The sequence below is a fragment of the Ancylobacter aquaticus genome (genome assembly GCF_004339465.1).
In the GTDB taxonomy this organism is placed as follows: Bacteria; Pseudomonadota; Alphaproteobacteria; order Rhizobiales; family Xanthobacteraceae; genus Ancylobacter; species Ancylobacter aquaticus.
In genome coordinates this window covers 166,273-191,094 of sequence record NZ_SMFY01000004.1, presented here as the reverse complement: position 1 = coordinate 191,094, position 24,822 = coordinate 166,273, and the positions used below count along the sequence as shown (strand labels likewise).

Genomic DNA, 24,822 nt, shown 5'->3' with positions numbered 1-24,822 from the left:
CCGCCACTCGGGGCGGAAGATGTGCGTTGTTCCCCCATCATGTGCGTTAGTTGACGCGGTTTCCCCCCGCAGGCTCAATATCGCCGGAATCGTTCGGCGATGAATCGCTTGACGGGGGGAGGGGATGCGGGCCGGCGGCGTCGCCTTCCCACCCTAGATTTCGGCCCCTGCTTGCCGCCCGTGCCGGGCGAAAGAACGGAGACGTCATGAACGCGCCTGAGGCGGGCGAACCGACGAACGTGCTGGACGCGGCGCTGCGGCGCTTCGACAGTGCGGTCGATGCACTCGAAGGCGCGATCGAGCGCCGGCTGGAAGTGGAGCGGCAGGAGGCCGCGCTTGCCCAGCAGCTGCATGTGCTCGGTGCCGACCGTTCGCGTCTTGCCGATGCCCTTGACGGTGCGCAGGCCCGCGCCGACCGGCTCGATACCGCCAATGACGAGGTGGCGCGCCGGCTCGGCAGCGCCATGGAAACCATTCGCGCGGTGCTCGCCGCGCATGAACGCTGAGGGGCGGCAATGGCCTATGTGACCATCAGCATTGGCGGGCGCGCCTATCGCATGGCCTGCGACGACGGTCAGGAAGACCATCTCAGCGGGCTTGGTGAGGAGGTCGATGCGCGCATCGACCAATTGCGCATCGCCTTTGGCGAGATCGGCGACCAGCGCCTGAGCATCATGGCGGCCATCACCATCGCCGATGAACTGAGCGAGGCGCGTCGGCGGCTTGCGGCGCTGGAGCAGGAGGCGGCCACGGAGCGCGCCGCACGCAGCGCCGCGACCCAGCGCCTTGGCGAGACCGAGGCGCGGCTGGCGCGCAGCGTCGTCTCCGCCGCCGAGCGACTGGAGCGGCTGACCCGGGAACTGGGTACCAGCCCATCCGGCGGCGTCGGCATGGGTTGAGAAACGTCGCGGGCGCGCGGGTTTCTGCCCGACGCCCTGCGCCGGTGCGGCCCGGGCGGCTGGCCCGGCGGGCTTGACGCGCCTCGCCGCGCGGCGCACAGGAGCAGACCGTTCTCTGGCTTCCGATCGCGCTTCATCTGGAATTTGACATGATCCGTACCCCCCTGATGACCGTCATGGTCCAGGCCGTCCGCAAGGCTGGCCGCTCCCTGATCCGCGATTTCGGAGAGGTCGAGAACCTGCAGGTGTCGCTCAAGGGGCCGGCGAATTTCGTCTCCAACGCCGACCGCAAGGCCGAGCGCATCCTCCAGGACGAGCTGACCAAGGCGCGGCCGAGCTACGGCTTCATCATGGAGGAGGGCGGCGACGTCGATGGGACCGATGAGAGCCATCGCTGGATCATCGACCCGCTCGACGGTACGACCAATTTCCTGCACGGCATCCCGCTGTTCTGCGTCTCGCTGGCGCTGGCGCGCGACGGCGTGCCGGTGGCGGGGGTGATCTACAACCCGGTCACGGACGAGCTTTTCGTCGCCGAGAAGGGTGCCGGCGCCTTCATGAACGATCGCCGCATCCGCGTCGCCGCCCGGCGCAATCTGGCCGATGCCGTGGTGTGCTGCGGGCTGCCGCATATGGGGCGCGGCGACTTCGCGCAGTTCGGCCGCGAATATGGCGCCATCGCGCCGAAAGTGGCCGGCCTGCGCCGCACCGGCACCGCCGCGCTCGACCTTGCCTGGGTGGCCGCCGGCCGCTTCGACGCCTTCTGGGAGCGGGGCCTCAGCCCTTGGGACATGGCGGCCGGAATCGTGATGGTGCGCGAGGCGGGCGGCTATGTCTCGGACCTCGACGGCGGCGACAAGATGCTGGCCAAGGGCGACATCATCGTCGGCAATGACACGGTGCGCCGCGACCTCCTGGCGCTCGTAAGCAAGGCGTAGGGAAAGCCCTGACGGCAGAGAGATAACGCCCGTTCATCCGGGCTCTGCCGCGTTCCTTTTCCGTGCGTCTGTGGCATAGTCCGGCCCGAAGGGCGGTCTTTTGGGGCCATCGCCGTCCTTCACGGGGACGGCCGACGGTATGAGCGCTACGGATTCATTTCATAAATTGTCATCGCCCCGCATCTTTCTGGTGCGGATGTTCGTGTTTATCCTGCTGTGCGTGGCGCTGGCCTCCATTCTGCACGAGCCGATCTGGCGTGCCTTTCTCAACAATCCCGGCCTGAACGGCGTCATCTTCGGCGTTCTGCTGATCGGCATCATCTTCGCTTTCCGCCAGGTGGTGCGCCTGCTGCCGGAAGTCGAATGGGTGAACAGCTTCCGCATCGCCGATCCCGGCCTTGAAGTGCGGCGGGCGCCGGTGCTGCTGGCGCCGATGGCGGCGCTGCTCGGCGACCGCGTCGGGCGCATGTCGATCTCGCAGGCAACGATGCGCGGCATTCTCGAATCCATCGGGACCCGCCTCGACGAGGCCCGCGACCTGCTGCGCTACCTGACCGGCCTGCTCGTCTTTCTCGGCCTGCTCGGCACCTTCTGGGGACTGCTGGAGACCGTCAGCTCGATCGCCGGGGTGATCGGCTCGCTCGAAGTGGGGCCGGAATCGGCCTCGGTGCTCGACACGCTGAAGACCGGCCTTGCCGCGCCTCTGGGCGGCATGGGCATCGCCTTCTCCTCCTCGCTGTTCGGCCTTGCCGGCTCGCTGGTGCTCGGCTTTCTCGATCTCCAGGCCGGACAGGCGCAGAACCGCTTCTACATCGACCTCGAAGACTGGCTCTCGACCACGGTCGAGGATCTCGGCACGGAGGCGGCGCGCACCCGAGGGCCTGTTCCCGTGCCGTCGCATACGGCGCCGATCGGCCCGTTGCCACTGCCGCTGCCGTTGTCGATACCCCTGCCGCCCCCGCCGGCGCCGACACCGGATTTCAGCGACCTTTCCGCCGCCATTGCGCGGCTTGAGCGCACCATGACCGAAGCCGGCTCGCAGCGCGTCACGACCGCCATGGCGCATCTGGCGGAGAGCCTGCAGGGCCTCGTGCAGCACATGCGCAGCGAGCAGCAGATGGTGCGCGACTGGGTGGAGGCGCAGGCCGAACAGCAGCGCGACATCAAGCGCCTGCTGGAACGCATCGCTGACGCCAAGTCGGATCGCGAGAGCGCCTGATGGCCCTAGGACGTTCCCGCCGTGGCGATCGGCAAATCGACTACTGGCCCGGCTTCGTCGACGCGCTGTCGACGCTGCTGCTGGTCTTCGTCTTCCTGCTCTCGGTCTTCGTGCTCGCGCAGTTCGTGCTGACCCAGGAAATCGGCTCCAAGGACGACGCCATGGCGCGGCTGCAGGCGCAGATCCGCGAACTGACCGACCTGCTGGCGCTGGAGCGGGCGAGCGATGCCGAAACCGACAGCCAGATGGGCGCGCTGCGCGCCAGCCTGCTGCGGCTGGAGCAGGAACGCGACGTGCTGAGGGATGCGGCCGCCGCAGTGGCCAGCCCGGAGGAGATCGCCTCCGCCCAGAGCCGGAGCGCGGAACTCGACCGCCAGCTCGGCGCGGAAAAGGACGCATCAGCCTCGGCTGCGGCGCAGATCGCCATCCTCAACCAGCAGATCGCCGCGCTGCGCCGGCAGATCGCCGCGCTGGAAGAGGCGCTGAACATTTCCGACCAGAAGGACAAGGAGAGCCAGTCACGCCTCGCCGATCTCGGCCGGCGGCTCAATGTCGCCCTGGCGCAGCGGGTGCAGGAACTGACGCGCTACCGCTCGGACTTCTTTGGCCGGCTGCGCTCCATTCTGGGTGACAGGCCGGATGTGCGGGTGGTCGGCGACCGTTTCGTCTTCCAGTCGGAAATCTTCTTCGATCCCGCCGCCGCGCAACTGCGGGACGATGCGCGGCCGGCGCTCGACAAGCTCGCGGCGGCGCTGATGGAGCTGGAAAAGCAGATTCCCGCCGACCTCCCCTGGGTGCTGCGTGTCGACGGGCACACGGACGACCGGCCGATTGCGACCCCGCTCTATCCCTCGAACTGGGAGCTCTCGGCCTCGCGCGCCATCGCGGTGGTGCAGTATCTGGCGCAGCGAGGCGTGTCGCCGCAGCATCTCGTTGCCGCCGGCTTTGGCGAGTACCAGCCCATCGATTCCGGTAGCGACGACGCGGCCCGCGCCCGCAACCGCCGCATCGAACTCAAGCTCACCGAGCGATGAGCCATGAGCGACGCGCGATGAGCGAACCGCGCGCCGCTCTACTGGCCGGCTTCGACTGGAGCCACATGCCCGCCATGACCGGCCTGTGGGTCGAGGCGTGGCAGGAAGCATTGCCGGAAATCGACTTCGAGGCCCGGCGGGGCTGGCTATGCCACCGCATCGGCGCGCTGATCGACGAGGGCGCGGCGATTGACCTCGCGCTGGCGGAAGGGGAGGGCGGCGTTGCGGGCGCGCTGCTCGGCTTCGTCTCGGTCCACCCGCGCACTGGCTATGTCGACCAGCTTGTCGTCCATCCCGACCATTGGGGGGCCGGTGTAGCCAGCCGGCTGGTCGCCGCCGCCGCCGCCCACTCGCCGCGCCACCTCGTGCTCGATGTAAACGAGCAGAACGAGCGCGCGGTGCGCTTCTACGAGAAGGCCGGCTTCACCGTGGTGGGGCACGGCGTCAACCCGACTTCTGGCCGCCCGACGCTTCGCATGGAGCGCAAGGCCAAGGGACCGGCGGACAAGGCCTGAACGGCGGCCCTTGTCCGTTTGCCGTTTTGCCCGTCGCCCCTATTTGCCGGCGTTCGCCTCGCCGAACTGGAGCGCGGCAAGGCGCGCATAGAGGCCGCCCCGCCCGACCAGGCTGGCATGGGTGCCTTCCTCCACGATACGCCCGCGCTCCATCACCAGGATGCGGTCTGCCGACAGCACCGTCGCCAGGCGATGGGCGATGACCAGCGTGGTGCGGCCCTGCATCGAGAGGTCGAGCGCCTGCTGGACCAGAGTCTCGCTTTCCGCGTCAAGCGCCGAGGTGGCCTCGTCCAGTAGCAGGATGGGCGCCTGCCGCAGGATGGCGCGGGCGATGGCGAGGCGCTGGCGCTGACCGCCCGACAGCGTCACCCCGCGCTCGCCCACCGGGGTCTCCCAACCTTCGGGAAGGCGGCCGACGAACTCGTCGGCGCGGGCGAGCCGGCCGGCTTCCTCCACCTCGGCGTCGCTCGCATCGGGGCGGCCGAGGCGGATGTTCTCGCGGATCGAGGTGGCGAAAATGGCGACATCCTGCGGCACCAGCGCGATGCGGGCGCGCACGGCCTGCGGATCGGCCTCGGCAAGGTCGACGCCGTCCACCAGAATCTGCCCCGCAATCGGGTCATAGAAGCGCAGCAGCAGCTGGAACAGCGTGCTCTTGCCGGCTCCGGAGGGGCCGACCACGGCGATGCGCTCGCCCGGCGTGACGCTGAAGGTGACGCCGGCAAGCGCCGGCACATCGGGCCGGGCGGGATAAGCGAAGGCCACGTCCCTGAAGGCGATGGCACCGCGAGCCGGCACGGGCAGCGGCACGGGCCGTGAGGAGACCACGACCTTTGGCTTCTCGTGCAGCAGCTCGGCGATGCGCTCGGTGGCGCCGGCCGCCTGCGAAATCTCGCCCCACACCTCGCCGAGCTGGCCGAGGCCGCTGGCCGCCAGCACCGCGTAAAGCACGAACTGTCCCAAAGTGCCCGCGGTCATCGAGCCGGCGAGGACGGCGTTGGCACCAGCCCAGAGAATGCCGACCACGCTGGCAAAGACCAGAAAGATGCCGACGCCGGTGAGCCAGGAGCGCGCCTGCACGGCGCTCCGCGCGGCCTCGAACGCATGCTCCACCTCGCCGGCGAAAAGGCGGGAGGCGGCGCCCTCGGCGGTGTTGGCCTGCAGGCTGCGCACCGAGCCGATGGCCTCGGCGGCATAGGCTGAGGCTTCCGCCAGCGTGTCCTGTGCGCCGCGCGAGCGCTTGCGTACCCCGCGCCCGGCGAGGAGCAGCGCCGCGACGATGACCGGAATGGCGATGAGCAGCGTGGCGGCGAGCCACGGGCTGGTAATGACCATCATCACCGTCGCGCCGAAGAACAGCACGATGTTGCGCAGGGCGATGGAGGCGGAGGCGCCAACGGCCGACTTGATCTGGGTGGTGTCGGCGGTCAGGCGCGAGATGAGTTCGCCCGACTTGGCGCCGTCATAGAAGGCGCCGTCGAGGGTGAGGACATGGGAGAACAGCTGGGTGCGTAGATCGGCGACGATGCGCTCGCCCAGCGTCATGACCAGATAGTAGCGCGCCGCCGAGGCCATCGACAGGACCGCCACGACGCAGATCATCACCGCGAAATAGCGGTCGATGAAGCCGGCATGGCTTTCGTCGAAGCCGAAATCAATCATCCGCCGCACGGCGATCGGCACCACCAGCGTGGCGATGGCGGCCACCAGAAGCGCCGCCAAGGCGGCCAGGGCGCGGCCGCGATAGCGCAGCAAATGCGGCCAGAGCGCCATCAGCGGCCTGAGGCGCGGGCGGCGCGTGGCGGCCTTGTCCGGCACATCTGTCGTGGAAGCGATGGTGGAAGCAGGCTGTGAAGGCTTGGAGGCGGCTTGTGTCACGGGCATGTCTCGGTTATAGAGCCGCTCGGATTTCCGGCAGGATCGTTTTGTAGATCGCCGCATGGCTCCCGAAAGGGGCCAGCCGTGCGGCGGCTGAGGATGCTACCCATGAAGAGCGACATCCATCCCGACTACCACTTCGTCAAGGTGGTGATGACGGACGGCACCGAGTACACGACCCGGACGACTTGGGGCAAGGAGGGCGATGTCCTCCAGCTCGATATCGATTCGACCTCGCACCCGGCCTGGACCGGCGGCTCCGGCCAGCTGCTTGACCGCGCCGGCCGCGTGTCCAAGTTCCAGAAGAAGTTCGCGGGCTTCCTCAAGGCCTGATCGGCCGGGGAGGGGCGCCCTCGGGCGCGCCACCGCAGCGTTTGTCGAACCAACGAGATCCACCCTCGCGCAAGGCATGGTCTGGCGCGAGGGTTTTCGTTTGCCTGGCGACGGGCTCGCTCCGCGATAGGGGGCGATCAACGATTCTCGAAGGCGCGGCGCAGCCGGCCGATCTGCCCGGCGACGACATTCGGTCGCAGGGCGGCTTCATCCACCGCTGAAGGCGCGGCGAGAGCCGCTTCAAGCTGCGCGATCTTCTGCTGCAACGCGAAGCTGCGCTGAATGAGGGCGACCAGCGGTTCCGGCAACAGGGCCTCCTGGTCGATGTCGCGCAGCGGTCCTCGGATGTCGATCTTTCCGGCCTCGCGGCGGGCGGTGGCCTCCGCCATCTCGCCCTCGGCGACGGCGCGGCGCAGCAGCAGCCAGGAGGCGAGCTGCATCAGCCGGGTCGACAGCCGCATGCTCTGCTGCACATAGGTGGCGAGGAGCCCCCGGGAGAGCGTGCCGCTGGTGGCGCGCCCCTCACCGTCGAGATAAGCGGCGGTCTCCTCGACCAGCGCCATGCCCTCCTGAAAGAGGGCGAAGAAGGCGGGCGAGGCCAGGCGGCGTTCGGCGAAGCGGATCATCTCGGCGGAGGGTGCCTCGCTGGCCGCGTGCGGGCGGGCGTCCAGCGTGCCGTCTCTGCCCGAATCTCCACGGAAGCTGCCCATCGTGCCGAACCCCTCACGGGCGCATGACGGCGCCCGACACCGCAGTCTGTCGCGCAGCGGCGGGGCGCTGTCCAGTCGGAGGCGCTCAATTCGGCACGGGTCCGATTCGTCCTCGGGATAGCGGGGATGAAAAAAGAGCCGCCCGGGGGGCGGCTCGCTAAGTGGTAGACAGGGATGCGTCAAACAGAGTGGACAGAGGCCACTCGCGGTCAAAAAAGACCACCGCCAGTAATAGGTTGGAAAGCTTAATGGCGGGTTAAGACGCCGGCTTTCAGCGCTTGAAGACGTTGTCGGCGGCGGAGCGCGAGGCGCGCTTGGCTTCCAGAGCGCGGCGAAGCCGCTCGATCTCGGCGGAAAGCTGGGCGATGTGCTCTTCGATCTCGCTTTCGGAGAGGGTGGAGATATCGCTTCCCACGGTGTGCCCTGCCGGCTTCAGGGCCGGGGCCGCCGAGGAGAAAAGGTCGTCGTCGATCGCCATGGCGCCGCTCCTGTTGACCGCGGGCAGGACCCTCGCCCACCCGGCGGATGGCTGTCGTCTCCAGTCTAGCCGCCGAGGCCTGCGGTTGCCAGCGATGGCGGCTTGACCTAGGACGGACATCACATTCGACAGGATGAGGAAGACGCCGTGACCGAGCTGCCCGCCACCATGACCGCCATCGGCCTTCCCGTCCCGGGCGGCCCGGAAGCCCTGGTTCCCGAGCAGCGCCCGGTGCCGGTGCCCGGCGCGGGCGAAATCCTCGTCAAGGTCGCGGCTGCCGGCGTCAACCGGCCGGACGTCATGCAGCGCAAGGGGCTCTACCCGCCGCCGCCCGGCGCGCCCGACATTCCGGGGCTTGAGATTTCCGGCGAGGTGGTGGCGCTCGGCGAAGGCGTGACGCGCTGGAAGCTGGGCGACAAGGTGTGCGCGCTGGTTTCCGGCGGCGGCTATGCGCAGTATTGCCTCGCCGACGAGGGCTCCGCGCTGCCGGTGCCGGCCGGCCTTTCCATGGTCGAGGCGGCGGCGCTGCCCGAAACCTTCTTCACCGTGTGGACCAATGTGTTCGACCTTGCCGGGCTGAAGGCGGGCGAGCGCTTTCTCGTCCATGGCGGCACCTCCGGCATCGGCACGACGGCGATCCAGCTCGCCAAGGCGTTCGGCGCCACCGTGTACACGACGGCGGGCAGCGCCGAGAAATGCGCCGTCTGCCGGGAACTCGGCGCCGATGTCGCCATCGACTACAAGAACGAGGATTTCGTGGCCGTGGTGAAGGAGAAAGCCGGCGGCAAGGGGGTCAACGTCATCCTCGACATGGTGGGTGGCTCCTATATCGCCCGCAATTACGAGGTCGCCGCGCCGCAGGCCCGGCTGGTGCAGATCGCCTTCATGGAAGGCTCCAAGGTGCAGATCGACTTCATGCGGCTGATGCTCAAGCGCCTGTCGCATATGGGCTCAACCCTGCGCTCGCGGCCGAAGGCGGAGAAGGCGGCCATTGCCGCCTCGCTGGTCGAGAAGGTCTGGCCGCTGATCGAGGACGGCAAGGTGAAGCCGGTGCTCGACCAGACCTTCCCGCTGGAGAAGGCGAGTGAGGCCCACGCCCGGATGGAGACCAGCGCCCACATCGGCAAGATCATGCTGACGGTGGGGTGATCTCTTCTGAACGGCGGAGCCGGTATTGCCGGAAGGACTGGGCATCCCGGCCACCGCTTCGCCTCTCGGCCGGGATGAGGGTGCCCGTTCACCGAAAGCTGTTCACCCTCGGCGTTCTCCCTCTGGCAATTTGCCCGGCGGCATCCTAGATTTGTCGCGCGGGGCTGCGGGGTTCGTCAGGAGCATATATTTCCGGGGCCTTATCGATCTCAAAGGGAGCTGTCCCTGACCAAGCCCCTGGGCTTGGACATATGGCGCCCACCTACGTTGTAGGTTCCCGGGATCGAGCCTCCAACGGCCATCGCGGCTCCGCACTCATCTCATCATGCCCCAGTTGACCGACGCCCAACTCGACAAGGCCAGCCTTCGCACCGTGGCTCTCGCCCGGCGGGCGGCGCTTGCCGGGCCTGCGCGCGAGGTTGCCGCCGAAGCGGCGGCTCTCCACGCCATGCAGTGGCTTGGCGAGGTCAAGGGTGAGGTTGTTTCCGTCTTCGCGCCCATCGGCGGCGAAATCGCCACCGATCCGCTGGTGCGTCGGCTGCGGGAAGCCGGCGCCGCCGTCGCCCTGCCCATCGTGCTGGATGTCGGCAAGCCGTTGCTGTTCCGCTTGTGGGAGCCGGGCGCGGAACTGGTGCCCTCAGTCGGGCCGGGCCGGATTTCCATTCCCGCACCGCCGGAGGGGGCGCCAGCGGTCTCGCCCGATGTGCTGGTGGTGCCGCTCGCCGCTTTCGACGCCCGTGGCAACCGGCTGGGCTATGGTGCCGGCTTCTATGACCGCACGCTCTGCCTGCTGCGGCGCGCCAAGCGTATCGAGGCGCTGGGTTATGCCTTCGCCGTGCAGCAACTCGCCGCCGTGCCGGCCGAGCCGCACGACGAGCGGCTCGACGCCATCGCCACGGATGCCGGCATCGTTTGCCCGGCCGAGGACTGACGCATGCGCCTTCTCTTTCTCGGTGACGTGGTGGGGCGCGCCGGCCGCCAGATCGTGCTGGAACACCTGCCGCGCCTGCGCCGCGACTGGGCGCTCGATGTCGTGGTGGTGAACGGCGAGAACGCCGCCGGCGGCTTCGGCATCACCGAGGCGATCTACGAGGAATTCCTGGAGGCCGGAGCCGACGCGGTGACGCTCGGCAACCACGCTTTCGATCAGCGCGAGGCGCTGGTGTTCATCGAGCGGGCGCCGCGCCTCATTCGCCCCGCCAATTTCCCGCCCGGCACGCCGGGGCGCGGCGCGGCGCTGATCGAGGCGCAGAACGGCGCGCAGGTGCTGGTGGTCAACATGATGGGCCGGGTCTTCATGGACCCGCTCGACGATCCCTTCGCGAGCATCGACCGCGAGCTCGACGCCGCCCCACTCGGGCTGGTGGCGGACGCGACCATCGTCGATTTCCACGCCGAGACCACCAGCGAGAAGCAGGCTTTCGGCCATTGGTGCGACGGGCGGGCGAGCCTTGTCGTGGGCACCCACACCCATGTGCCGACCGCCGACCATCGCATCCTGCCGGCCGGCACCGCCTTCATGACCGATGTCGGCATGTGCGGCTGCTATGACGGGGTGATCGGCATGGACAAGGAAGAGCCGCTGCGCCGCTTCACCCGCAAGATCGGCTCCACCCGCTTCGAGCCCGTCGCCGGACCGGGCACGCTGTCCGGCCTCGCGGTGGAAACCGACAGCACCGGGCGCGCCGTCGCGGTGGCGCCGGTGCGGATCGGTGGTAGCCTGAGCGAGGCCGTGCCGGGCTTCTGGTAGCGGCTACGGCAAAGAACTCAGATCCGCTTTGCCTGTCTCGTTTGTCGGAGGAATTGATGGGCATCGTGGGCGTTCTCAGGAACGAGGGGTTGTTAACGTTCCTTTACAAGGCGCAACGCAAGATAAAGAGAGTTTGCATTTGGAGAGCGAACAGACTGTTCAATACAAAAATCGTGAAATCGTACTACGGAGTCCTTCTGACGGCTAACTGGGATGATGCAACGTTTCGATTTTGCATGCATGGCAGCTATGGAAAATTTTTATCGAACTATCTGCGTGGTATCGACTACCCCTTTATTTTTATCGATATTGGTGCCAATCAGGGATTGTACTCCCTCATCGCAGCGCAAAATATGTTTTGCGAGAAGGTTGTAAGTCTCGAGCCCGTGAGCAAGACGTTTGATCTTCTCGCTTCCAACATCCGGGTTAATGGATTGGCCGACATTATCGTCGCTCTGAATTGCGGCCTATCATCCGAAAATGCGCGGGTGAAAATACGCTTGAAGGCGGGTCACAGCGGCGCGGCCTCCCTTCACAACACGTTTGGTGCCGCCGAAGGTGCCGAGGAGATTCAGATATCCACCGCCGCTATCCTTGAGCCGTATCTTGCCTCGGGGCTCCCGCTGGTCGTGAAGATCGACACCGAGGGACATGAGGACGTGGTGATCGGGGAACTGGCGCGGAGCGATTTCGCCAACCGGGTGGCTTCCGTGTTCTACGAGGTCGATGTCGCGTGGTCGGACCCGGAAAATCTCAAGGCAGGCTTGCGCGGCATGGGGCTAAATCACTTCGACCAGATCGGCGGCGGCACGCATTATGATGTGCTGGCGAGCCGGGAGGCTGGCCAGACCGCCTGAGTGCTGTGCAGCATAAGGCGGCGCGCTCTGTGCTTTACGCGCGCCTACCGTCTCGCCTATAAGCCGGCACCCTTTTGTTTCAGGTATCCGGACAGGGTTGGCCACAGGCCCGCCCGGTGTGACGTGGAGGCGGCCATGGCGGGTCATTCGCAATTCAAGAACATCATGCACCGCAAGGGCAAGCAGGACGCGGTGCGCTCCAAGCTGTTCTCCAAGCTGGCGCGTGAAGTCACCGTTGCCGCCAAGCTCGGCATGCCCGATCCGGCGCTGAACCCCCGCCTGCGCGCCGCCGTGCTCGCCGCCCGGGCGGAAAACATGCCCAAGGACAATATCGACCGGGCCATCAAGAAGGCGCTGGGCGGCGATGCCGAGAATTATGACGAGATCCGCTACGAGGGCTATGGCCCGGGCGGGGTCGCCGTCATCGTCGAGGCGCTGACCGACAACCGCAACCGCACCGCCTCGGAAGTGCGCTCCTACTTCACCAAGTCCGGCGGTGCGCTGGCGGAGACCGGCGCCGTCTCCTTCATGTTCGACCGCATCGGCACCGTCGAGTTCGACGCCGCCAAGGCCTCGGCCGACGACATGCTGGAAGCCGCTATCGAGGCGGGTGCGGACGATGTGACTTCCGACGAGCACGGCCACGAGATCGTCTGCTCGGTGGAAAACCTGCACGAGATCGCCCGCGCGCTCGAAGCGAAATTCGGCGAGCCGCGCAAGTCCGGCCTGGTCTGGCGCCCGCAGAACACGGTGGCGGTGGATGACGAGGTGGCGGAGAAGCTGATCCGCCTGGTCGACAACCTCAACGACAATGACGACGTGCAGAACGTCTATGCCAATTTCGAGCTGTCCGACGCCTTCGTCGCCAAGATGAGCGATTGAGCGTCGCTCGCCCGCTCGTCACCGCCCGATCAGCGTGTCGAACAGTGGCAGGCTGAGAAGGGCGGCGGCCGCGATCACCCAATAGGCGGCGATGCGGTAATGCCGGTCCGAGGCGCCGCGAAAGGCCCGGGCGCCGGCATAAAGGCCCACCGCATAGGCCGGGCCGAGCAGCAGGGTGAGCCGGCCGACCTCGGCGGTGAACATGCCGCCCAGCGCATAGGCGGTGCCGCTCGCCAGCGTCACCAGCGCGAAGAACCCGAACAGGTTCGCCCGCACCAGCGCGGAGGGCTGTCCGCTGCCGAGCCAATAGGCCACCACGGCCGGCCCCGACATCTGCGCCGCGCCGCCGCAGAAGCCGGCGACGGCGCCGACCGCCAGCGTCGTCGGCAGGTTGTGGCGGCCCGTATGGCGCCAGCCGGAAACCAGCAGCACCAGAAGGCTGAGGCCGAGCAGCGCCAGCGCCCAGCGCAGCAGCATCGGGTCCAGATGGGCGAGCACCCACACGCCAGCCGGCACCGCCACCACCGCCCCGGCCGCCAGCGGCGCCACCTGCCGCCAGATGCAGGCGCGCAGCGCCGGGACCAGGAAGGGCAGGGTCAGCAGCGTGTCGATGACCATGAGCGACGGTGCCGCGACGCGCGGGCCATAGGCGGCGCTGACCAGCGGCACGAAGATGAGCGCGCCGCCGAATCCCGAGAAGCCGCGCGTCACGCCCGCGACCAGCGCGGTGAGGAAGGCCCAGACGAGGGTGGGATCGAGCACCATGGGGAACCGCGGGAGGCACGTCGCCGGAGCGTGGATCGCAGACCTAGTCCCGCCGCCGTGTAGCGTCAACACGGTTGGTGATGGATTTCCGACATCCATCAGCTTTCGCGAACGTGGCTATTCGCAAAACGCGTTTGCGCGAAGGGGTCGCGCACGCCACATTCGGCTCAACTCGCGGTCCGGCCTCATGCCGGGCGCCACTCTTTCCTGCGCCGCGCTGCGGCGGGATTTCGATCATGGACAAATCCGTCTCCGCGGCCGCGCTTGGCGGCACGGCCGCTCCTTCGCTTTCAGACCGCCTCATTGGTGCCGGCTGCGCACTTCTCGCCGTCGTCATCTGGGGAGGGTGGATCGTCTCCACTCGTCACGCCGTGCACGGCCATCTGCCGCCGGCGACCGTGGGCTGGCTGCGCTTCGTGGTGCCGGCCGTGGTGTTGGCTCCGGCCTGGATACGCATAGGACTGTGGCCGAAGCGGAACTTCTTGCCCTTCCTGCTCTGCTTCATCGGCGCCGGCGCCTTCTTCTTCCTCGATGTGGCGAACGCGATGCGCTTCGTCCCGGCGGCCGATGTCGGCCCGCTGCTGCCCGGCACCATGCCGCTGATCGTCGCCGCGATCTCGGTGCTGGTGTTCCGCGAGCGGCTGGGGACGGCGCGGGCGATCGGCTTTGCCGCCATCGCCCTTGGCGTGGTGACGCTGGGCGGTCGCGGGCTGCTTTATCCCGGGGATGGCGCGTGGCGCGGGCACGCGCTGCTGCTGGTCGGCGCCTCTATGTGGGCCTGTTATACGCTCGCCTTTCGCCGCACCGGCATGAAGGCGACGGAGACGGTCGGGCTGGTGGGGCTGTGGTCCACGGCGGTGCTGACGCCCTATGGCCTGCCGGGCGTGGTCGACGCGGTGGCCAGCGGCTATGGCCGCGAAGTTCTGTTCCAACTGGTCGTGCAGGGTCTGCTGTCGGGCGTGGTCGCGCTGGTGGCCTTTGGCATCGCCATCGAGCGGCTCGGTTCCTCGCGCGCCGCCGCCTTCACCGGGCTGGTTCCGGCGCTGGCGGCGCTGATCGCCGTGCCGGCGCTCGGCGAACACCCCGACATGGCGGCGATCATCGGCGTGACGGCGACGGGGGTCGGCGTCGTGCTGGCGAGCGGGGCATTCAGCGGGCGGCGCTAGGCTTTGCGCGTTAATGGCGGGTTAACCATGAAGGGCGTTCGCCGCCATCCGGGCCAAGCCACACGCCGCATCGCCCCTAGGCGTTCGTCCTTTGTTCGGGTACGCCCTAAGGGATGGCGCCGTCTCCGATTCGCATCCTCGGCCTCGATCCCGGCCTCCGCCGCACCGGCTGGGGGGTGATCGAGGCTGCCGGCACCCGGCTCGCCTTCATCGCCTGCGGCACGGTGATGCCGCCGGAGGAGGGCGGGCTGGCGGAACGGCTCGCCTGCCTGCACACCGACCTGATGAAAGTGCTGCGCGCCTACACGCCCGACGAAGCGGCGGTGGAAGAAACCTTCGTCAACGTCAACCCGGCCTCGACGCTGAAGCTCGGCCAGGCGCGCGGCGTGGTGATGCTCACCCCGGCGCTGGCGGGGGTGCCGGTTTCCGAATATGCGGCGCTGCTGGTGAAGAAGACCGTGGTCGGCGCCGGCCGCGCCGAGAAGGGGCAGATCCGCATGATGATGAAGATCCTGCTCCCCCAGGCTGATTTCACCACCGACGATGCCGCCGACGCGCTTGCGGTGGCCGTTACTCATGCGCAGCATCGGGGCATGGCGGCGATGAAGGCGCAGATGGCGGCCAAGGTTTCGGCAAAGCTCACGTCACGGGTGGCAGCACGATGATCGGCAAGCTGAAGGGCCTCGTCGACTCATATGGCGACGACCATCTGATCCTCGACGTGCAGGGGGTCGGCTATCTCGTGCACTGCTCGGCACGCACGCTGCAGGCATTGCCGCGCGTGGGCGAGGCGGCGACGCTTTTTATCGAGATGCTGGTGCGCGAGGACATGATCCGCCTCTACGGCTTCGTCTCACAGGCCGAAAAAAGCTGGTTCCTGCTGCTGCAGAATGTGCAGGGTGTCGGCTCCAAGGTCGCGCTGAACGTTCTCTCGACGCTTTCGCCCTCGGAACTCGCCAATGCCGTGGCGCTGGGCGACAAGGTCATGGTGGCACGGGCCAATGGCGTCGGGCCGAAGGTCGCCGCGCGTATCGTCGCCGAGCTGAAGGACAAGGCGCCCGGCTTTTCCAGCGTCGATCCCGGGGTCGCGGGTCTTGTCGCGCAGATCGAGGACCGGCAGGCGCCCCGGCCGGTGGCGGACGCGGTCTCCGCGCTGGTCAATCTCGGCTATGGGCAGATACAGGCCAGCGCCGCGATTGCCGGCGCGGTGCGTGAAGCGGGCGAGGACGCTGACACCGCCCGGCTGATCCGCCTCGGGCTCAAGGAACTGGCGAAGTGAGCGAGAGCCGCCTCATCGCCCCCGACAAGCGCGAGGAAGACCTCGCCGAGGCCTCGCTGCGGCCGCAGAACCTTGCCGAATTCGTCGGGCAGGAACAGGCGCGGGCCAATCTCGACATCTTCATCCGGGCGGCCAAGGCGCGCGGCGAGGCGCTGGACCATGTGCTGTTCGTCGGCCCGCCGGGGCTCGGCAAGACCACGCTGGCGCAGATCGTGGCGCGCGAGCTCGGGGTGGGCTTCCGCTCCACCTCCGGCCCGGTCATTGCCAAGGCGGGCGACCTCGCGGCGCTGCTGACCAATCTCGAAGAACGCGACGTGCTGTTCATCGACGAGATTCATCGGCTCAACCCGGCGGTGGAGGAGATCCTCTATCCGGCGATGGAGGATTATGAGCTCGACCTCATCATCGGCGAGGGGCCGGCGGCGCGCTCGGTGAAAATCTCGCTGTCGAAATTCACCCTGGTGGGCGCGACGACGCGCTCGGGCCTGCTGACCACGCCGCTGCGCGACCGTTTCGGCATCCCCGTCCGGCTGAATTTCTACACGGTGGACGAGCTGGAACTCGTGGTGACGCGCGGGGCGCGGGTGATGGGTATTCCTATCGCCAAAGACGGTGCCCGCGAGATCGCCCGCCGGGCGCGCGGCACGCCGCGCATTGCCGGCCGGCTGCTGCGCCGGGTGCGTGACTTCACGCTGGTGGCGGGCAAGGACATCATCGACCGCGCCGCCGCCGACCACGCGCTGCTGGCGCTGGAGGTGGACGGGCTCGGCCTCGACCAGATGGACCGGCGCTACCTCTCCGTGGTCGCGCATAATTATGGCGGCGGGCCGGTGGGAGTGGAAACCATCGCTGCCGCGCTCTCCGAGCCGCGCGACGCCATCGAAGAGATCATCGAGCCCTATCTGGTGCAGCAGGGTTTTCTCCAGCGCACGCCGCGCGGGCGGATGCTCACCGCGCACGCCTTCAAGCATCTCGGCCTTGCCACCCCGTCAAGCGTCAACCAGATGCCGCTGTTCGACGAGGGCGGGGAGTGAGCCGGGGCGCGTTGCCATCGACGCCACGTCCCCGGTGATGTAAGTCCCCTTCACATGAGCTGGTCCCGAAACGGCGGAGAATCGCGCGGCTATCATCACGGCAACCTCCGGGAAGCCCTGATGAAGGCGGCGCTTGAGCTCATCGCCGAGAAGGGCACTGCCGGCGCCACCTTCGCCGAGGCCGCGCGCCGGGCCGGGGTGAGCCCCGCCGCGCCCTACCGGCATTTCCGCGACCGCGACGAATTGCTGGCGGCGGTGGCAGCGGATGGGTTCGAGCGCTTCACCAAGGCGCTGGAAGCGGGCTGGAACGAGGGAAGGCCGAGCCCGGCGGAAGCCTATGAGCGGCTCGGCCGGGCCTATCTCGGCTTCGCCCGCGAGCACCCGGCGGATTATGTCGCCATGTTCGAATCCGGCCTGCGCAACGACGCCTTTCCCGCGCTGGACCAGGCCGGCCAGCGCGCCTTCGGGGTGCTGCGCGAGGCGGCGGATGCGCTTGTCACCTCCATGCCGGGCTCGGGGCGCCCGCCCGCGCTGATGGTGGCGCTGCACACCTGGGCGCTGGCGCACGGCGTCGCCTCGCTGTTCGGCCGGGCGGATGGGGCGCGGCGCAAGCTGCCCATGGCGCCGGAGGATCTGCTCGAGGCGGCGTTTCTGGTCTATCTCAAGGGTCTTGGCGCCGGCGGCTAGCGCGCACGCCGTTCAGGGCTCGGGCGTCGCGTTGAGTTCGATGCCGTCCTGCGCGGTCCGGCAGAACAGCAAGATGTCGTCGGGGATGTTCTCCGGGGTCAGCACCACCGGGCGCTCGGCCTTTTCCGCGAGCCAGAGCATGAAACGGGCAAGCGCCTGCCAGTCTTCCGGCGTATCGACATCGGCGGGATCGATGTCGAATTCGATATCGTCGCTGCGGAAAAAACGCAGGGTGACGAGCACTTCGCCCGTATTCCACCGCAGGCGTGGGCTTGCGCTTTCCCAAACGGCAAACACATCTTCAATGCGCGGGGGCAGGGCGGCCGGTTCGCCGTCGATCTCGAAGACGGGCGACGGGTCGAGCGCCCGCAGGCCGTCGAGCACATCCTGCCAGCCATCTGGGCCGGCATCGAGCACATAGATGTCGCGTGAGGCGCCATCCGGCTCGAAAAGCCAGGCGACATCGGTCCATGGGGGAATCGGTGCTGTCATCGAAGCGTCCTTTGCCCCTAAATCCCGCAGGACCTGCCTATTGACAAGCGGCAACCGGATTTCTATCTATGTAAATGTGATTAACATTAACCCAATCGGCCACGGTCGTGCGGGTTTCAAGCAGGAGCGGAAGCCCATGGAGCTCGCACAGAAGCTCGACAGTTACGGCAAGCCGGCCTGGATCGCGCTCACGGTGCTGGGCTTCATGGCCTGGTGGCCCGTGGGTCTTGCGGTCCTGGCCTTCACGATAGGGAGTGGACGGATGTTTTGTGGTGGCAAGCGCGGCTTCGGCCGCTGGCAGGATGAAGGCGCGGAAGCGGTCCGCAATTTCGGCAGCCGTTTCAGCGGCGGGTTCCCCTCCAGTGGCAACCGCGCCTTCGACGAGTATCGCCAGGAGACCTTGCGCCGGCTTGAGGACGAGCAGAAGGACTTCCGTTCCTTCCTCGACCGCCTGCGCCAGGCCAAGGACAAGGCGGAGTTCGACCAGTTCATGGCCGACCGCCGCGACCGTCCGACCCCGCCTTCCGCCCCGATGGGCGAGGCGCAGGGCTGATCGTTCCCGGTGGTGGCCATAGGCCGCCGGATCGACGTAGGCTTGAAAGAACCGCACCTCCTGGTCGCAGGGGGTGCGGTTTCTTTTTGTGCAACCGAGGGCTTTGCTGCCTCGCGATTGCCGGTAAGATGGCGGTAATCGAAGGAGGTGGGCATGCTTCCAGGGGACCATGACATTCTTGCGTGGGTGTTCGGTATCTTGGCGCTCAGCTTGTCGATCGTCTTCACGCTGGTGACGGGATTTGCCTTCGTGCGGGAGCTAACCCGGCTCGCCGCTGCGGAGGGGATGAGCTTCGGCGGCTACATCTGGAGCTATTCCTGGGCGGTGCTGCACGGTCCGGCCGCCTTGTGCTTGGCCTTCCTCTTCACCTCCACAGCTACCGGTATCAGCTTGTGGCGCGATGTCGTGGCCATGCAGCGGGAAATGGAGCTGCGACGCGCCTTCGGCGCCGGTCTCTGGCATGGCTACGCGGTGAATTTTCTCGACCGTGTCACCAAGAGCTTTGCCGACAAGGGCCTACCAGCACCGCGTTTTGTCATTGCCTCGCCGAGCTTCAACGTGCAGGCGCGGCTGGATTTCGCCGATTTCCTCGGCCAGCAATTGCCGGCGGCGCTTCAGCGCAACGGGTTCGAGATGGTTTCGCTCTATGGGCAGGGAGATCCCTCCTGGTTTCGGCAGGTATTCCGCGTCCGACCCATCGGCGGCGGAGCGCCGGATGAGCGGCCAGTGTTCTTCGATCTTCCGAGCACGTTCGTCGCCTTCGAGGGCGCAGTACAGGCGGTGATGGTTCAGCGCGGAACCGCGATCACTCCCGAACGGCAGGTTCAGCTTTTCCAGGACATGAAGTGCGATTTCTTCGCCGCTTCGGTGCTTTGGTCGACGGAGAGCGGCGCCCCCGTGACGCCAATCGAAATGCCCAACCGGGACGTGGCTGCCTTCGCCCACAATCTTGCTCGCCTGCTGGTGGCAGAAGGGGCAGCAGGCGGCGGTGGCGGAGCGGACCCGAAAGCTGTTCCCCTTTGTTCACAAGAGCCGCGCCCTCGTCTATGACGGCGGCATGAACGAGCGCACCGACCCTCTCTCCCCGCATCCTCTGTCTCCCGAGACCCTCCGGGCGGACCCCTTCCTGCATCTGGCGGGAACGCTGGTGCCGGGCGGGCATGTGCTCCCCGTGCGGGTCTATTACGAGGACACGGATTTTTCCGGCATCGTCTACCACGCGAACTACCTCAAGTTCATGGAGCGCGCCCGCTCCGACCATCTGCGCCTGATCGGCGTGGTGCAGGGCGAACTGTTCGGGCAGGCGCTGGCCGAGGCGCCGGGCTTTGCCTTCGTGGTGCGCTCTATGGAGCTACAATTCGTCCGCCCCGCGCGCATCGACGACGTGCTGGAAGTGCACACCAGCCCGGTCGAGGTCGCCGGCGCCTCCATCACCCTCGTCCAGAAGGTGAAGCGCGGTGACGATCTCATCGTCGAGGGCAAGGTGAAGGTGGCCTTCGTCGCCCAGGGCCGCGCCCGCCGGATACCTGACGCGCTGCGCGCCGCCATGAAGCTGGCGCTGGACGAGGCGCCGCCTCTCTAGAGCGTGCGGTTCGTTCCTGCCCCTGTTGCGATGCGGTAACGCTAACCCGGTATTAACCCTAATAGGGTGTTGTATCGGCCGGCTGCGGGTGCGGCCCGGCCTCGATCGCCCAAGTTTGGACAGACTCGGTCGGTTGATGGCGTGCGCGTTCCCACAGCAGCCATGCGGGCATTCGCTGCGGCGGCAGCTCATGCATGGTGGCCGTGCGACCCTTAACGAGCTGGCAGGATTGGCTTGATGACGCTGAAGAAGCTTCTATTCGCGGTGATGCTGGTTCTCGCGGCACCGACGTCCTTTGCCATCGCCCAGACTGCGCCCGTGCCCGTTACCGCAGCACCCACGGCCCAGGTCGACGGGCAGGCGGTCGCCGCCCCCGACGGCACGGTCGCCGCCCCGGCAGGTGCCGGCATGGGCAGCGCCGACCTGTCGCTGATCGGCCTTTTCCTTCAGGCACACCTGATCGTGAAGCTGGTGATGGCGGGCCTCGTGCTGTCGTCCATCTGGGTCTGGGCGATCATCATCGACAAGACCATCCTGTTCGGCCGCATGAAGCGGCAAATGGACCGCTTCGAGACCACCTTCTGGTCCGGCCAGAGCCTGGAGGAACTATACCGCTCGCTGTCGTCGCGGCAGAACCACGCCATGGCGGCGATCTTCGTGGCGGCGATGCGGGAGTGGAAGCGGTCCTATGAAGGGGGCGCGCGCTCGCTTTCCGGGCTGACGCAACGGCTCGACAAGGTGATGAACGTCACCATCGCCCGCGAGGTGGAGCGGCTCGAGAACAGGCTGCTGGTTCTGGCGACGGTCGGTTCGGCGGGCCCGTTCATCGGCCTGTTCGGCACGGTCTGGGGCATCATGACCAGCTTCCAGTCCATCGCCGCCTCGAAGAACACCAGCCTCGCCGTGGTGGCCCCCGGCATCGCGGAAGCCCTTTTCGCGACGGCAATCGGCCTTATCGCCGCCATTCCCGCGACGATTTTCTATAACAAGTTCGTCTCGCAGGTGAACCGGCAGGCGTCGCGGCTGGAGGGCTTCGCTGACGAGTTCTCCGCCATCCTGTCGCGCCAGATCGACGAACGGGGCTGATCCATGGGCATGTCCGGAGGAGCAGGAGGCGGCTGGCACTCGCGGCGTTCGCGTCGTCGGGCGGGCGGCGCCGTCATGTCCGAGATCAATGTCACGCCGATGGTCGACGTGATGCTGGTGCTGCTCATCATCTTCATGGTCGCCGCGCCGATGCTCACCATGGGCGTGCCGCTCGACCTGCCGCAGACCGAGGCCAAGGCGGTGCCGCAGGAGAGCGAACCGCTGGTCATCAACATCACCAAGGACGGCAAGATTTTCCTGCAGGAAACCGAGATTCCGGTCAACGAGCTGGTGCCGAAGCTGCAGGCCATCGGCAAGGCCGGCTATGAGGAGCGTATCTTCGTGCGTGCCGACACGAGCCTCGACTATGGCTCGGTGATGCGCGTGATGGGTCGCCTGTCCGGCGCCGGATTCAAGCGCGTGGCGCTGGTCTCCGAAGTCGAGCAGGGGGGCTGACGCATGCGGGCGGGCTTTCTCTCCTCGGCGGCGCTTCACGTCGGCATCATCGGCTTCATGGCGGTCTCCTTCGCGTCTCCCTCGCCGTTCGAGGCGACGCCGACCGAGTCCATGCCGATCGACATCATCTCCGATGCCGAAATGTCGAAGATGATGGCCGGCAAGAAGGACGCACCGAAAGAGAACCCGAAGCCCGTCGTCGAGAAAGTCGATGCGCCAAAGCAGGCGGAGAATCTCGACGCCAAGGTTTCGGAGAAGCCCGAGGTGAAGGCCGCCAACGAGCCTTCCGCCCCGCCGCCGCCTCCGCCCCCGCCGCCCGAGGCGAAGCCGGCCGAGCCCAAGCCCCCGGCCGCGCAGGCCGAGGCCAAGCCCGCCCCGCCGCCGCCCCAGGATGCCGAGGCGCTGGCCGCCAAGCCGCCGGAGCCGCCAAAGGAACAGCCCAAGCCGCAAGAGCAGGCGCAGGCCACCCCGCCGCCGCCCGCGCCGCCGAAGAAGCCGAAGAACATTCCGCCCAAGGTGGTGCAGGAGCCCGCCCCCGAGCGCGATTTCAACCCGAACCAGATCGCGGCCCTGCTGAACAAGCAGGACCCGCGCCGCATGGCCGCGCTCGGCGACACGATCAACAACACCGCCTCGCTCGGCGCTTCGGTCGGCACGGCGAGTTCGCTGTCGCAGACCGAGATCGACGCGCTGCGCGCCTATATCGCCCGCTTCTGGAAGCTGCCGGCCGGTGCCGTGGATGCCGGCCAGGTCACGGTGGTGTTCAAGATCGTGCTCAGTCCCGACCGTAAGATGATCGGCGCGCCGCATCTGGTCGAGGTGCAGGGCGTCGGCAATCCTTACGCGCCGGTGGTGCGCGAGACCGCCCAGCGGGCGTTGTACGAGATCGCCAACCAGCCCAATCCTTTTCCGATGCTGCGCGCCGACCGCTACGATACGTGGCGGGAACTGGAGCTCGGCTTCAATCCGGCCATGCTTAATTGATGCCCGTTTTTTCCGAGGTACCCAGAATGTCGCGGCGTTTTTCCCTTGAAGCCAACGGCCTTGTCGGCCGCCGGTCGGTCCTCGTCGGCATGGCGGCGCTCGGCGGGGCCGGGCTTGGCGGGTCGGCGCTTGCGCCAGACGTGGCGAATGCCGCCGTGCGCCTCGACATCACCTCCGGCACGGTGCAGCCGCTGCCCATCGCCATCACCGAGTTCGTCGGCGGCGGCAGCCCGCAGGATATCGAGGCCGGCAAGGGGGTGACGCAGATCATCTCGGCCGATCTGCGCCGTTCGGGCCTTTTCGCCCCCATCGACCCGGCCGCCTTCGTCGAGAACATCAGCAACCCGGACGCCTCGCCGCGTTTCCAGGACTGGCGCGTCATCAATGCCCAGGCGCTCGTCACCGGGCGCATCACCCGCCAGCCGGACGGCCGGGTGAAGGCGGAATTCCGGCTGTGGGACGTGTTTGCCGGCCAGCAGCTGATCGGCCAGCAATATTTCACCCAGCCGGAGAACTGGCGGCGTGTCGCCCACATCATCGCCGACGCGATCTATGAGCGGCTGACCGGCGAGAAGGGCTATTTCGACACCCGCATCGTCTTCGTCGACGAGAGCGGGCCGAAGGAAAAGCGCATCAAGCGCCTGGCGATCATGGACCAGGACGGCGCCAACGTGACCTATCTCACACGCGGCGACGATCTCGTGCTGACCCCACGCTTCTCGCCGACCAGCCAGGAAATCACCTATATGAGCTATGGCGGCGGCGAGCCGCGCGTCTATCTGCTCAACATCGAGAACGGCCAGCGCGAGGTGGTCGGCAACTTCCCCAATATGAGCTTCTCGCCGCGCTTCGCCCCGGATGGCCAACGGGTGATCCTGAGCCTGCAGCAGGGCTCTGATTCAAACATCTTCGTAATGGACCTGCGCTCCAAGGCCACCACCCGGCTCACCGACACGGCGGCGATCGACACCGCGCCCTGCTACTCGCCGGATGGCTCGCAGATCTGCTTCGAGAGCGACCGTGGCGGCGGCTCGCAGATCTACATCATGAACCCCGACGGCTCGAACCAGCACCGCATTTCGTTCGGTGATGGGCGCTATTCGACCCCGGTCTGGTCCCCGCGCGGCGACGTGATCGCCTTCACCAAGCAGGCGCAGGGACGCTTTGCCATCGGCCTGATGCGGCCGGACGGTTCGGGCGAGCGCATCCTGACCGAGGGCTACCACAATGAAGGGCCAACCTTCGCGCCCAACGGGCGGGTCATCATGTTCTTCCGCGATGCCGGCGGCGGGGGCGGGCCGCAGCTCTATACGGTCGACATCACCGGCTATAACGAGCAGCGCGTGCCAACGCCGAGCTACGCCTCGGACCCGGCCTGGTCGCCCTTGCGCTCCTGAGCCGGTTCTGTCAGGGAACGATTAACCATAAGCGACGGTTTACGGCAGGGTCGTGAAATTGGCGTATTTCGGCAAGGTTTCGTAAAGCACGACGGAACATTGATGGATGCCAGCAGCCACGTCGGCAGATCAGTCGGGAATTCAGGAGTCAGCGGTATGATCCGTATGTTGCGCCATCTGGGCGGCGCGCGCGTCGCCTTCATCGTCGGTTTCGCGATGCTCGCGGCCGCCTGCGCCAAGAACCCGATGGACGGCGCCGGCGCCGCTCTGGGTTCGGCGCCTCCCGGCAGCCCGCAGGAGTTCATCGTCTCGGTCGGCGACCGCGTGTTCTTCGAGAGCGACCAGACCAGCCTCACGCCGCAGGCGCAGGCGACGCTCGACAAGCAGGCGCAGTGGCTGAACCAGTATGCGCGCTACAGCTTCACCATCGAAGGCCATGCCGACGAGCGCGGCACGCGCGAATACAACATCGCCCTCGGCGCCCGCCGCGCCCAGAGCGTGCGCGATTATCTGGTGCAGCGCGGCGTCCCGGCAAACCGCATGCGGACCATTTCCTACGGCAAGGAGCGCCCGGTCGCGGTCTGCAACGACATTTCCTGCTGGTCGCAGAACCGCCGCGCCGTCACGGTGCTGAACGCCACGGGCACCTGATCGCCTTATCCGCGCATCGGCTTGACCCGGCCCGCCCTGCGGGCCGGG

The 24,822-nt window shown here is 67.4% G+C and carries 30 protein-coding genes and 1 other RNA gene; 26 read left to right on the top strand and 5 right to left on the bottom strand.

The genetic code is table 11. The features are described from left to right. The first annotated feature begins 206 nt into the window (after window positions 1–206). The 6 genes from EV667_RS19410 to EV667_RS19385 all read left to right on the top strand — a co-directional run bounded on the left by EV667_RS19410 (window position 207) and on the right by EV667_RS19385 (window position 4,605). Complete coding sequence (locus tag EV667_RS19410; protein WP_131837015.1) at window positions 207–506, top strand: DUF4164 domain-containing protein; 300 nt, start codon at window positions 207–209, stop codon at window positions 504–506. Window positions 507–515: 9 nt separating this feature from the next. Beyond that, the gene (locus EV667_RS19405; protein WP_131837014.1) at window positions 516–899 is read left to right on the top strand and encodes a cell division protein ZapA; all 384 of its coding nucleotides are present in this window, start codon (window positions 516–518) and stop codon (window positions 897–899) included. Between the two features lie 149 nt (window positions 900–1,048). Next, window positions 1,049–1,837 carry an inositol monophosphatase family protein gene (locus tag EV667_RS19400; protein WP_207907814.1) on the top strand — a complete coding sequence of 263 codons (789 nt, stop codon included), beginning with the start codon at window positions 1,049–1,051 and terminating at the stop codon, window positions 1,835–1,837. A gap of 139 nt (window positions 1,838–1,976) precedes the next feature. After that, complete coding sequence (locus tag EV667_RS19395; protein ID WP_207907813.1) at window positions 1,977–3,056, top strand: flagellar motor protein MotA; 1,080 nt, start codon at window positions 1,977–1,979, stop codon at window positions 3,054–3,056. Continuing rightward, window positions 3,056–4,090, top strand: a complete 1,035-nt coding sequence (locus EV667_RS19390; RefSeq protein ID WP_131837012.1) for a peptidoglycan -binding protein — start codon at window positions 3,056–3,058, stop codon at window positions 4,088–4,090. Before EV667_RS19395 ends, EV667_RS19390 begins: the two co-directional genes overlap by 1 nt. Before the next feature lie 17 nt (window positions 4,091–4,107). Further along, window positions 4,108–4,605: a GNAT family N-acetyltransferase gene (locus tag EV667_RS19385; protein WP_131837011.1), complete on the top strand. Its 498-nt coding sequence runs from the start codon at window positions 4,108–4,110 to the stop codon at window positions 4,603–4,605. 39 nt (window positions 4,606–4,644) lie between these two features. On the opposite strand, the gene EV667_RS19380 is transcribed toward EV667_RS19385, so the two are convergent. Next, the gene (locus EV667_RS19380) at window positions 4,645–6,489 is read right to left on the bottom strand and encodes an ABC transporter transmembrane domain-containing protein (RefSeq protein WP_131837010.1); all 1,845 of its coding nucleotides are present in this window, start codon (window positions 6,487–6,489) and stop codon (window positions 4,645–4,647) included. Between the two features lie 102 nt (window positions 6,490–6,591). Here EV667_RS19380 and rpmE point away from each other — a divergent pair, with 102 nt between their 5' ends. Then, window positions 6,592–6,816: a 50S ribosomal protein L31 gene (gene rpmE / locus EV667_RS19375; protein ID WP_091441615.1), complete on the top strand. Its 225-nt coding sequence runs from the start codon at window positions 6,592–6,594 to the stop codon at window positions 6,814–6,816. Between the two features lie 137 nt (window positions 6,817–6,953). On the opposite strand, the gene EV667_RS19370 is transcribed toward rpmE, so the two are convergent. Both EV667_RS19370 and EV667_RS19365 read right to left on the bottom strand, forming a co-directional pair. Next, window positions 6,954–7,526, bottom strand: a complete 573-nt coding sequence (locus tag EV667_RS19370) for a DUF1465 family protein (protein WP_131837009.1) — start codon at window positions 7,524–7,526, stop codon at window positions 6,954–6,956. 271 nt (window positions 7,527–7,797) lie between these two features. Next, window positions 7,798–8,004 (bottom strand): DUF1192 domain-containing protein, encoded by a 207-nt coding sequence (locus EV667_RS19365; protein ID WP_131837008.1) that lies wholly within the window; start codon window positions 8,002–8,004, stop codon window positions 7,798–7,800. Between the two features lie 147 nt (window positions 8,005–8,151). Here EV667_RS19365 and EV667_RS19360 point away from each other — a divergent pair, with 147 nt between their 5' ends. From EV667_RS19360 to EV667_RS19335, 6 genes are all read left to right on the top strand, one after another. Then, a complete protein-coding gene (locus EV667_RS19360) occupies window positions 8,152–9,153 on the top strand; it encodes an NAD(P)H-quinone oxidoreductase (RefSeq protein WP_131837007.1) in 1,002 nt (333 codons plus the stop codon). Window positions 9,154–9,311: 158 nt separating this feature from the next. After that, window positions 9,312–9,467, top strand: a non-coding RNA gene (ssrS, locus tag EV667_RS19355) — 6S RNA. 11 nt (window positions 9,468–9,478) lie between these two features. Beyond that, window positions 9,479–10,084, top strand: a complete 606-nt coding sequence (locus EV667_RS19350; protein WP_131837006.1) for a 5-formyltetrahydrofolate cyclo-ligase — start codon at window positions 9,479–9,481, stop codon at window positions 10,082–10,084. A 3-nt stretch (window positions 10,085–10,087) separates the two neighbouring features. Then, the gene (locus EV667_RS19345) at window positions 10,088–10,903 is read left to right on the top strand and encodes a TIGR00282 family metallophosphoesterase (protein WP_131837005.1); all 816 of its coding nucleotides are present in this window, start codon (window positions 10,088–10,090) and stop codon (window positions 10,901–10,903) included. Window positions 10,904–10,959: 56 nt separating this feature from the next. Beyond that, window positions 10,960–11,760 carry an FkbM family methyltransferase gene (locus tag EV667_RS19340; protein ID WP_131837004.1) on the top strand — a complete coding sequence of 267 codons (801 nt, stop codon included), beginning with the start codon at window positions 10,960–10,962 and terminating at the stop codon, window positions 11,758–11,760. Window positions 11,761–11,895: 135 nt separating this feature from the next. Next, window positions 11,896–12,642 (top strand): YebC/PmpR family DNA-binding transcriptional regulator, encoded by a 747-nt coding sequence (locus EV667_RS19335; RefSeq protein ID WP_131837003.1) that lies wholly within the window; start codon window positions 11,896–11,898, stop codon window positions 12,640–12,642. An 18-nt stretch (window positions 12,643–12,660) separates the two neighbouring features. Here EV667_RS19335 and EV667_RS19330 read toward each other — a convergent pair whose 3' ends face one another. Continuing rightward, the gene (locus EV667_RS19330) at window positions 12,661–13,407 is read right to left on the bottom strand and encodes a sulfite exporter TauE/SafE family protein (RefSeq protein ID WP_131837002.1); all 747 of its coding nucleotides are present in this window, start codon (window positions 13,405–13,407) and stop codon (window positions 12,661–12,663) included. Between the two features lie 236 nt (window positions 13,408–13,643). Here EV667_RS19330 and EV667_RS19325 point away from each other — a divergent pair, with 236 nt between their 5' ends. From EV667_RS19325 to EV667_RS19305, 5 genes are all read left to right on the top strand, one after another. Continuing rightward, a complete protein-coding gene (locus tag EV667_RS19325) occupies window positions 13,644–14,573 on the top strand; it encodes a DMT family transporter (protein ID WP_131837001.1) in 930 nt (309 codons plus the stop codon). A 113-nt stretch (window positions 14,574–14,686) separates the two neighbouring features. Next, window positions 14,687–15,238, top strand: a complete 552-nt coding sequence (ruvC, locus tag EV667_RS19320; RefSeq protein ID WP_131837000.1) for a crossover junction endodeoxyribonuclease RuvC — start codon at window positions 14,687–14,689, stop codon at window positions 15,236–15,238. Next, window positions 15,235–15,852, top strand: a complete 618-nt coding sequence (ruvA, locus tag EV667_RS19315; protein WP_131836999.1) for a Holliday junction branch migration protein RuvA — start codon at window positions 15,235–15,237, stop codon at window positions 15,850–15,852. The genes ruvC and ruvA overlap by 4 nt, the downstream gene beginning before the upstream one ends. Continuing rightward, on the top strand, window positions 15,849–16,886 hold the full coding sequence (gene ruvB / locus EV667_RS19310; protein WP_131836998.1) for a Holliday junction branch migration DNA helicase RuvB: 1,038 nt from the start codon (window positions 15,849–15,851) through the stop codon (window positions 16,884–16,886). The genes ruvA and ruvB overlap by 4 nt, the downstream gene beginning before the upstream one ends. A gap of 54 nt (window positions 16,887–16,940) precedes the next feature. Further along, window positions 16,941–17,573, top strand: a complete 633-nt coding sequence (locus tag EV667_RS19305) for a TetR/AcrR family transcriptional regulator (protein ID WP_131836997.1) — start codon at window positions 16,941–16,943, stop codon at window positions 17,571–17,573. Between the two features lie 12 nt (window positions 17,574–17,585). On the opposite strand, the gene EV667_RS19300 is transcribed toward EV667_RS19305, so the two are convergent. Beyond that, a complete protein-coding gene (locus tag EV667_RS19300; RefSeq protein ID WP_131836996.1) occupies window positions 17,586–18,065 on the bottom strand; it encodes a hypothetical protein in 480 nt (159 codons plus the stop codon). A gap of 136 nt (window positions 18,066–18,201) precedes the next feature. On the opposite strand from EV667_RS19300, the gene EV667_RS19295 reads away from it, so the two are divergent. From EV667_RS19295 to pal, 8 genes are all read left to right on the top strand, one after another. Next, window positions 18,202–18,618 (top strand): DUF2852 domain-containing protein, encoded by a 417-nt coding sequence (locus EV667_RS19295; RefSeq protein WP_131836995.1) that lies wholly within the window; start codon window positions 18,202–18,204, stop codon window positions 18,616–18,618. 153 nt (window positions 18,619–18,771) lie between these two features. Further along, the gene (locus tag EV667_RS19290) at window positions 18,772–19,668 is read left to right on the top strand and encodes a hypothetical protein (protein WP_131836994.1); all 897 of its coding nucleotides are present in this window, start codon (window positions 18,772–18,774) and stop codon (window positions 19,666–19,668) included. Window positions 19,669–19,675: 7 nt separating this feature from the next. After that, on the top strand, window positions 19,676–20,200 hold the full coding sequence (gene ybgC / locus EV667_RS19285; protein ID WP_131837090.1) for a tol-pal system-associated acyl-CoA thioesterase: 525 nt from the start codon (window positions 19,676–19,678) through the stop codon (window positions 20,198–20,200). A 408-nt stretch (window positions 20,201–20,608) separates the two neighbouring features. Next, the gene (tolQ, locus tag EV667_RS19280) at window positions 20,609–21,286 is read left to right on the top strand and encodes a protein TolQ (RefSeq protein ID WP_131837089.1); all 678 of its coding nucleotides are present in this window, start codon (window positions 20,609–20,611) and stop codon (window positions 21,284–21,286) included. A gap of 3 nt (window positions 21,287–21,289) precedes the next feature. Further along, window positions 21,290–21,742, top strand: coding sequence for a protein TolR (gene tolR, locus EV667_RS19275; protein WP_165901657.1), 453 nt, complete (start codon window positions 21,290–21,292; stop codon window positions 21,740–21,742). 3 nt (window positions 21,743–21,745) lie between these two features. Continuing rightward, window positions 21,746–22,726 (top strand): cell envelope biogenesis protein TolA, encoded by a 981-nt coding sequence (locus EV667_RS19270; protein ID WP_131836992.1) that lies wholly within the window; start codon window positions 21,746–21,748, stop codon window positions 22,724–22,726. 26 nt (window positions 22,727–22,752) lie between these two features. Further along, entirely contained in the window at window positions 22,753–24,123 is a 1,371-nt protein-coding gene (tolB, locus tag EV667_RS19265) for a Tol-Pal system beta propeller repeat protein TolB (protein ID WP_131836991.1), read from the top strand. 156 nt (window positions 24,124–24,279) lie between these two features. Beyond that, on the top strand, window positions 24,280–24,774 hold the full coding sequence (gene pal, locus EV667_RS19260; RefSeq protein WP_131836990.1) for a peptidoglycan-associated lipoprotein Pal: 495 nt from the start codon (window positions 24,280–24,282) through the stop codon (window positions 24,772–24,774). Window positions 24,775–24,822 lie beyond the last annotated feature (48 nt).

Excerpts from the sequence above, each read along its gene's own strand:
- tolR (WP_165901657.1), top strand. The coding sequence starts at position 21,290 with ATGGGCATGTCCGGAGGAGCAGGAGGCGGCTGGCACTCGCGGCGTTCG.
- EV667_RS19335 (WP_131837003.1), top strand. The coding sequence starts at position 11,896 with ATGGCGGGTCATTCGCAATTCAAGAACATCATGCACCGCAAGGGCAAG.
- EV667_RS19405 (WP_131837014.1), top strand. The coding sequence starts at position 516 with ATGGCCTATGTGACCATCAGCATTGGCGGGCGCGCCTATCGCATGGCC.
- EV667_RS19295 (WP_131836995.1), top strand. The coding sequence starts at position 18,202 with ATGGAGCTCGCACAGAAGCTCGACAGTTACGGCAAGCCGGCCTGGATC.
- EV667_RS19330 (WP_131837002.1), bottom strand. The coding sequence starts at position 13,407 with ATGGTGCTCGATCCCACCCTCGTCTGGGCCTTCCTCACCGCGCTGGTC.
- ruvC (WP_131837000.1), top strand. The coding sequence starts at position 14,687 with ATGGCGCCGTCTCCGATTCGCATCCTCGGCCTCGATCCCGGCCTCCGC.
- EV667_RS19345 (WP_131837005.1), top strand. The coding sequence starts at position 10,088 with ATGCGCCTTCTCTTTCTCGGTGACGTGGTGGGGCGCGCCGGCCGCCAG.
- EV667_RS19270 (WP_131836992.1), top strand. The coding sequence starts at position 21,746 with ATGCGGGCGGGCTTTCTCTCCTCGGCGGCGCTTCACGTCGGCATCATC.
- rpmE (WP_091441615.1), top strand. The coding sequence starts at position 6,592 with ATGAAGAGCGACATCCATCCCGACTACCACTTCGTCAAGGTGGTGATG.
- EV667_RS19410 (WP_131837015.1), top strand. The coding sequence starts at position 207 with ATGAACGCGCCTGAGGCGGGCGAACCGACGAACGTGCTGGACGCGGCG.
- ruvA (WP_131836999.1), top strand. The coding sequence starts at position 15,235 with ATGATCGGCAAGCTGAAGGGCCTCGTCGACTCATATGGCGACGACCAT.
- EV667_RS19380 (WP_131837010.1), bottom strand. The coding sequence starts at position 6,489 with ATGCCCGTGACACAAGCCGCCTCCAAGCCTTCACAGCCTGCTTCCACC.
- tolQ (WP_131837089.1), top strand. The coding sequence starts at position 20,609 with ATGGGCAGCGCCGACCTGTCGCTGATCGGCCTTTTCCTTCAGGCACAC.
- EV667_RS19325 (WP_131837001.1), top strand. The coding sequence starts at position 13,644 with ATGGACAAATCCGTCTCCGCGGCCGCGCTTGGCGGCACGGCCGCTCCT.
- EV667_RS19350 (WP_131837006.1), top strand. The coding sequence starts at position 9,479 with ATGCCCCAGTTGACCGACGCCCAACTCGACAAGGCCAGCCTTCGCACC.
- ybgC (WP_131837090.1), top strand. The coding sequence starts at position 19,676 with ATGAACGAGCGCACCGACCCTCTCTCCCCGCATCCTCTGTCTCCCGAG.
- EV667_RS19340 (WP_131837004.1), top strand. The coding sequence starts at position 10,960 with ATGGGCATCGTGGGCGTTCTCAGGAACGAGGGGTTGTTAACGTTCCTT.
- EV667_RS19365 (WP_131837008.1), bottom strand. The coding sequence starts at position 8,004 with ATGGCGATCGACGACGACCTTTTCTCCTCGGCGGCCCCGGCCCTGAAG.
- tolB (WP_131836991.1), top strand. The coding sequence starts at position 22,753 with ATGTCGCGGCGTTTTTCCCTTGAAGCCAACGGCCTTGTCGGCCGCCGG.
- EV667_RS19400 (WP_207907814.1), top strand. The coding sequence starts at position 1,049 with ATGATCCGTACCCCCCTGATGACCGTCATGGTCCAGGCCGTCCGCAAG.
- EV667_RS19305 (WP_131836997.1), top strand. The coding sequence starts at position 16,941 with ATGAGCTGGTCCCGAAACGGCGGAGAATCGCGCGGCTATCATCACGGC.
- EV667_RS19300 (WP_131836996.1), bottom strand. The coding sequence starts at position 18,065 with ATGACAGCACCGATTCCCCCATGGACCGATGTCGCCTGGCTTTTCGAG.
- EV667_RS19390 (WP_131837012.1), top strand. The coding sequence starts at position 3,056 with ATGGCCCTAGGACGTTCCCGCCGTGGCGATCGGCAAATCGACTACTGG.
- EV667_RS19290 (WP_131836994.1), top strand. The coding sequence starts at position 18,772 with ATGCTTCCAGGGGACCATGACATTCTTGCGTGGGTGTTCGGTATCTTG.
- EV667_RS19370 (WP_131837009.1), bottom strand. The coding sequence starts at position 7,526 with ATGGGCAGCTTCCGTGGAGATTCGGGCAGAGACGGCACGCTGGACGCC.
- pal (WP_131836990.1), top strand. The coding sequence starts at position 24,280 with ATGATCCGTATGTTGCGCCATCTGGGCGGCGCGCGCGTCGCCTTCATC.
- EV667_RS19385 (WP_131837011.1), top strand. The coding sequence starts at position 4,108 with ATGAGCGAACCGCGCGCCGCTCTACTGGCCGGCTTCGACTGGAGCCAC.
- EV667_RS19395 (WP_207907813.1), top strand. The coding sequence starts at position 1,977 with ATGAGCGCTACGGATTCATTTCATAAATTGTCATCGCCCCGCATCTTT.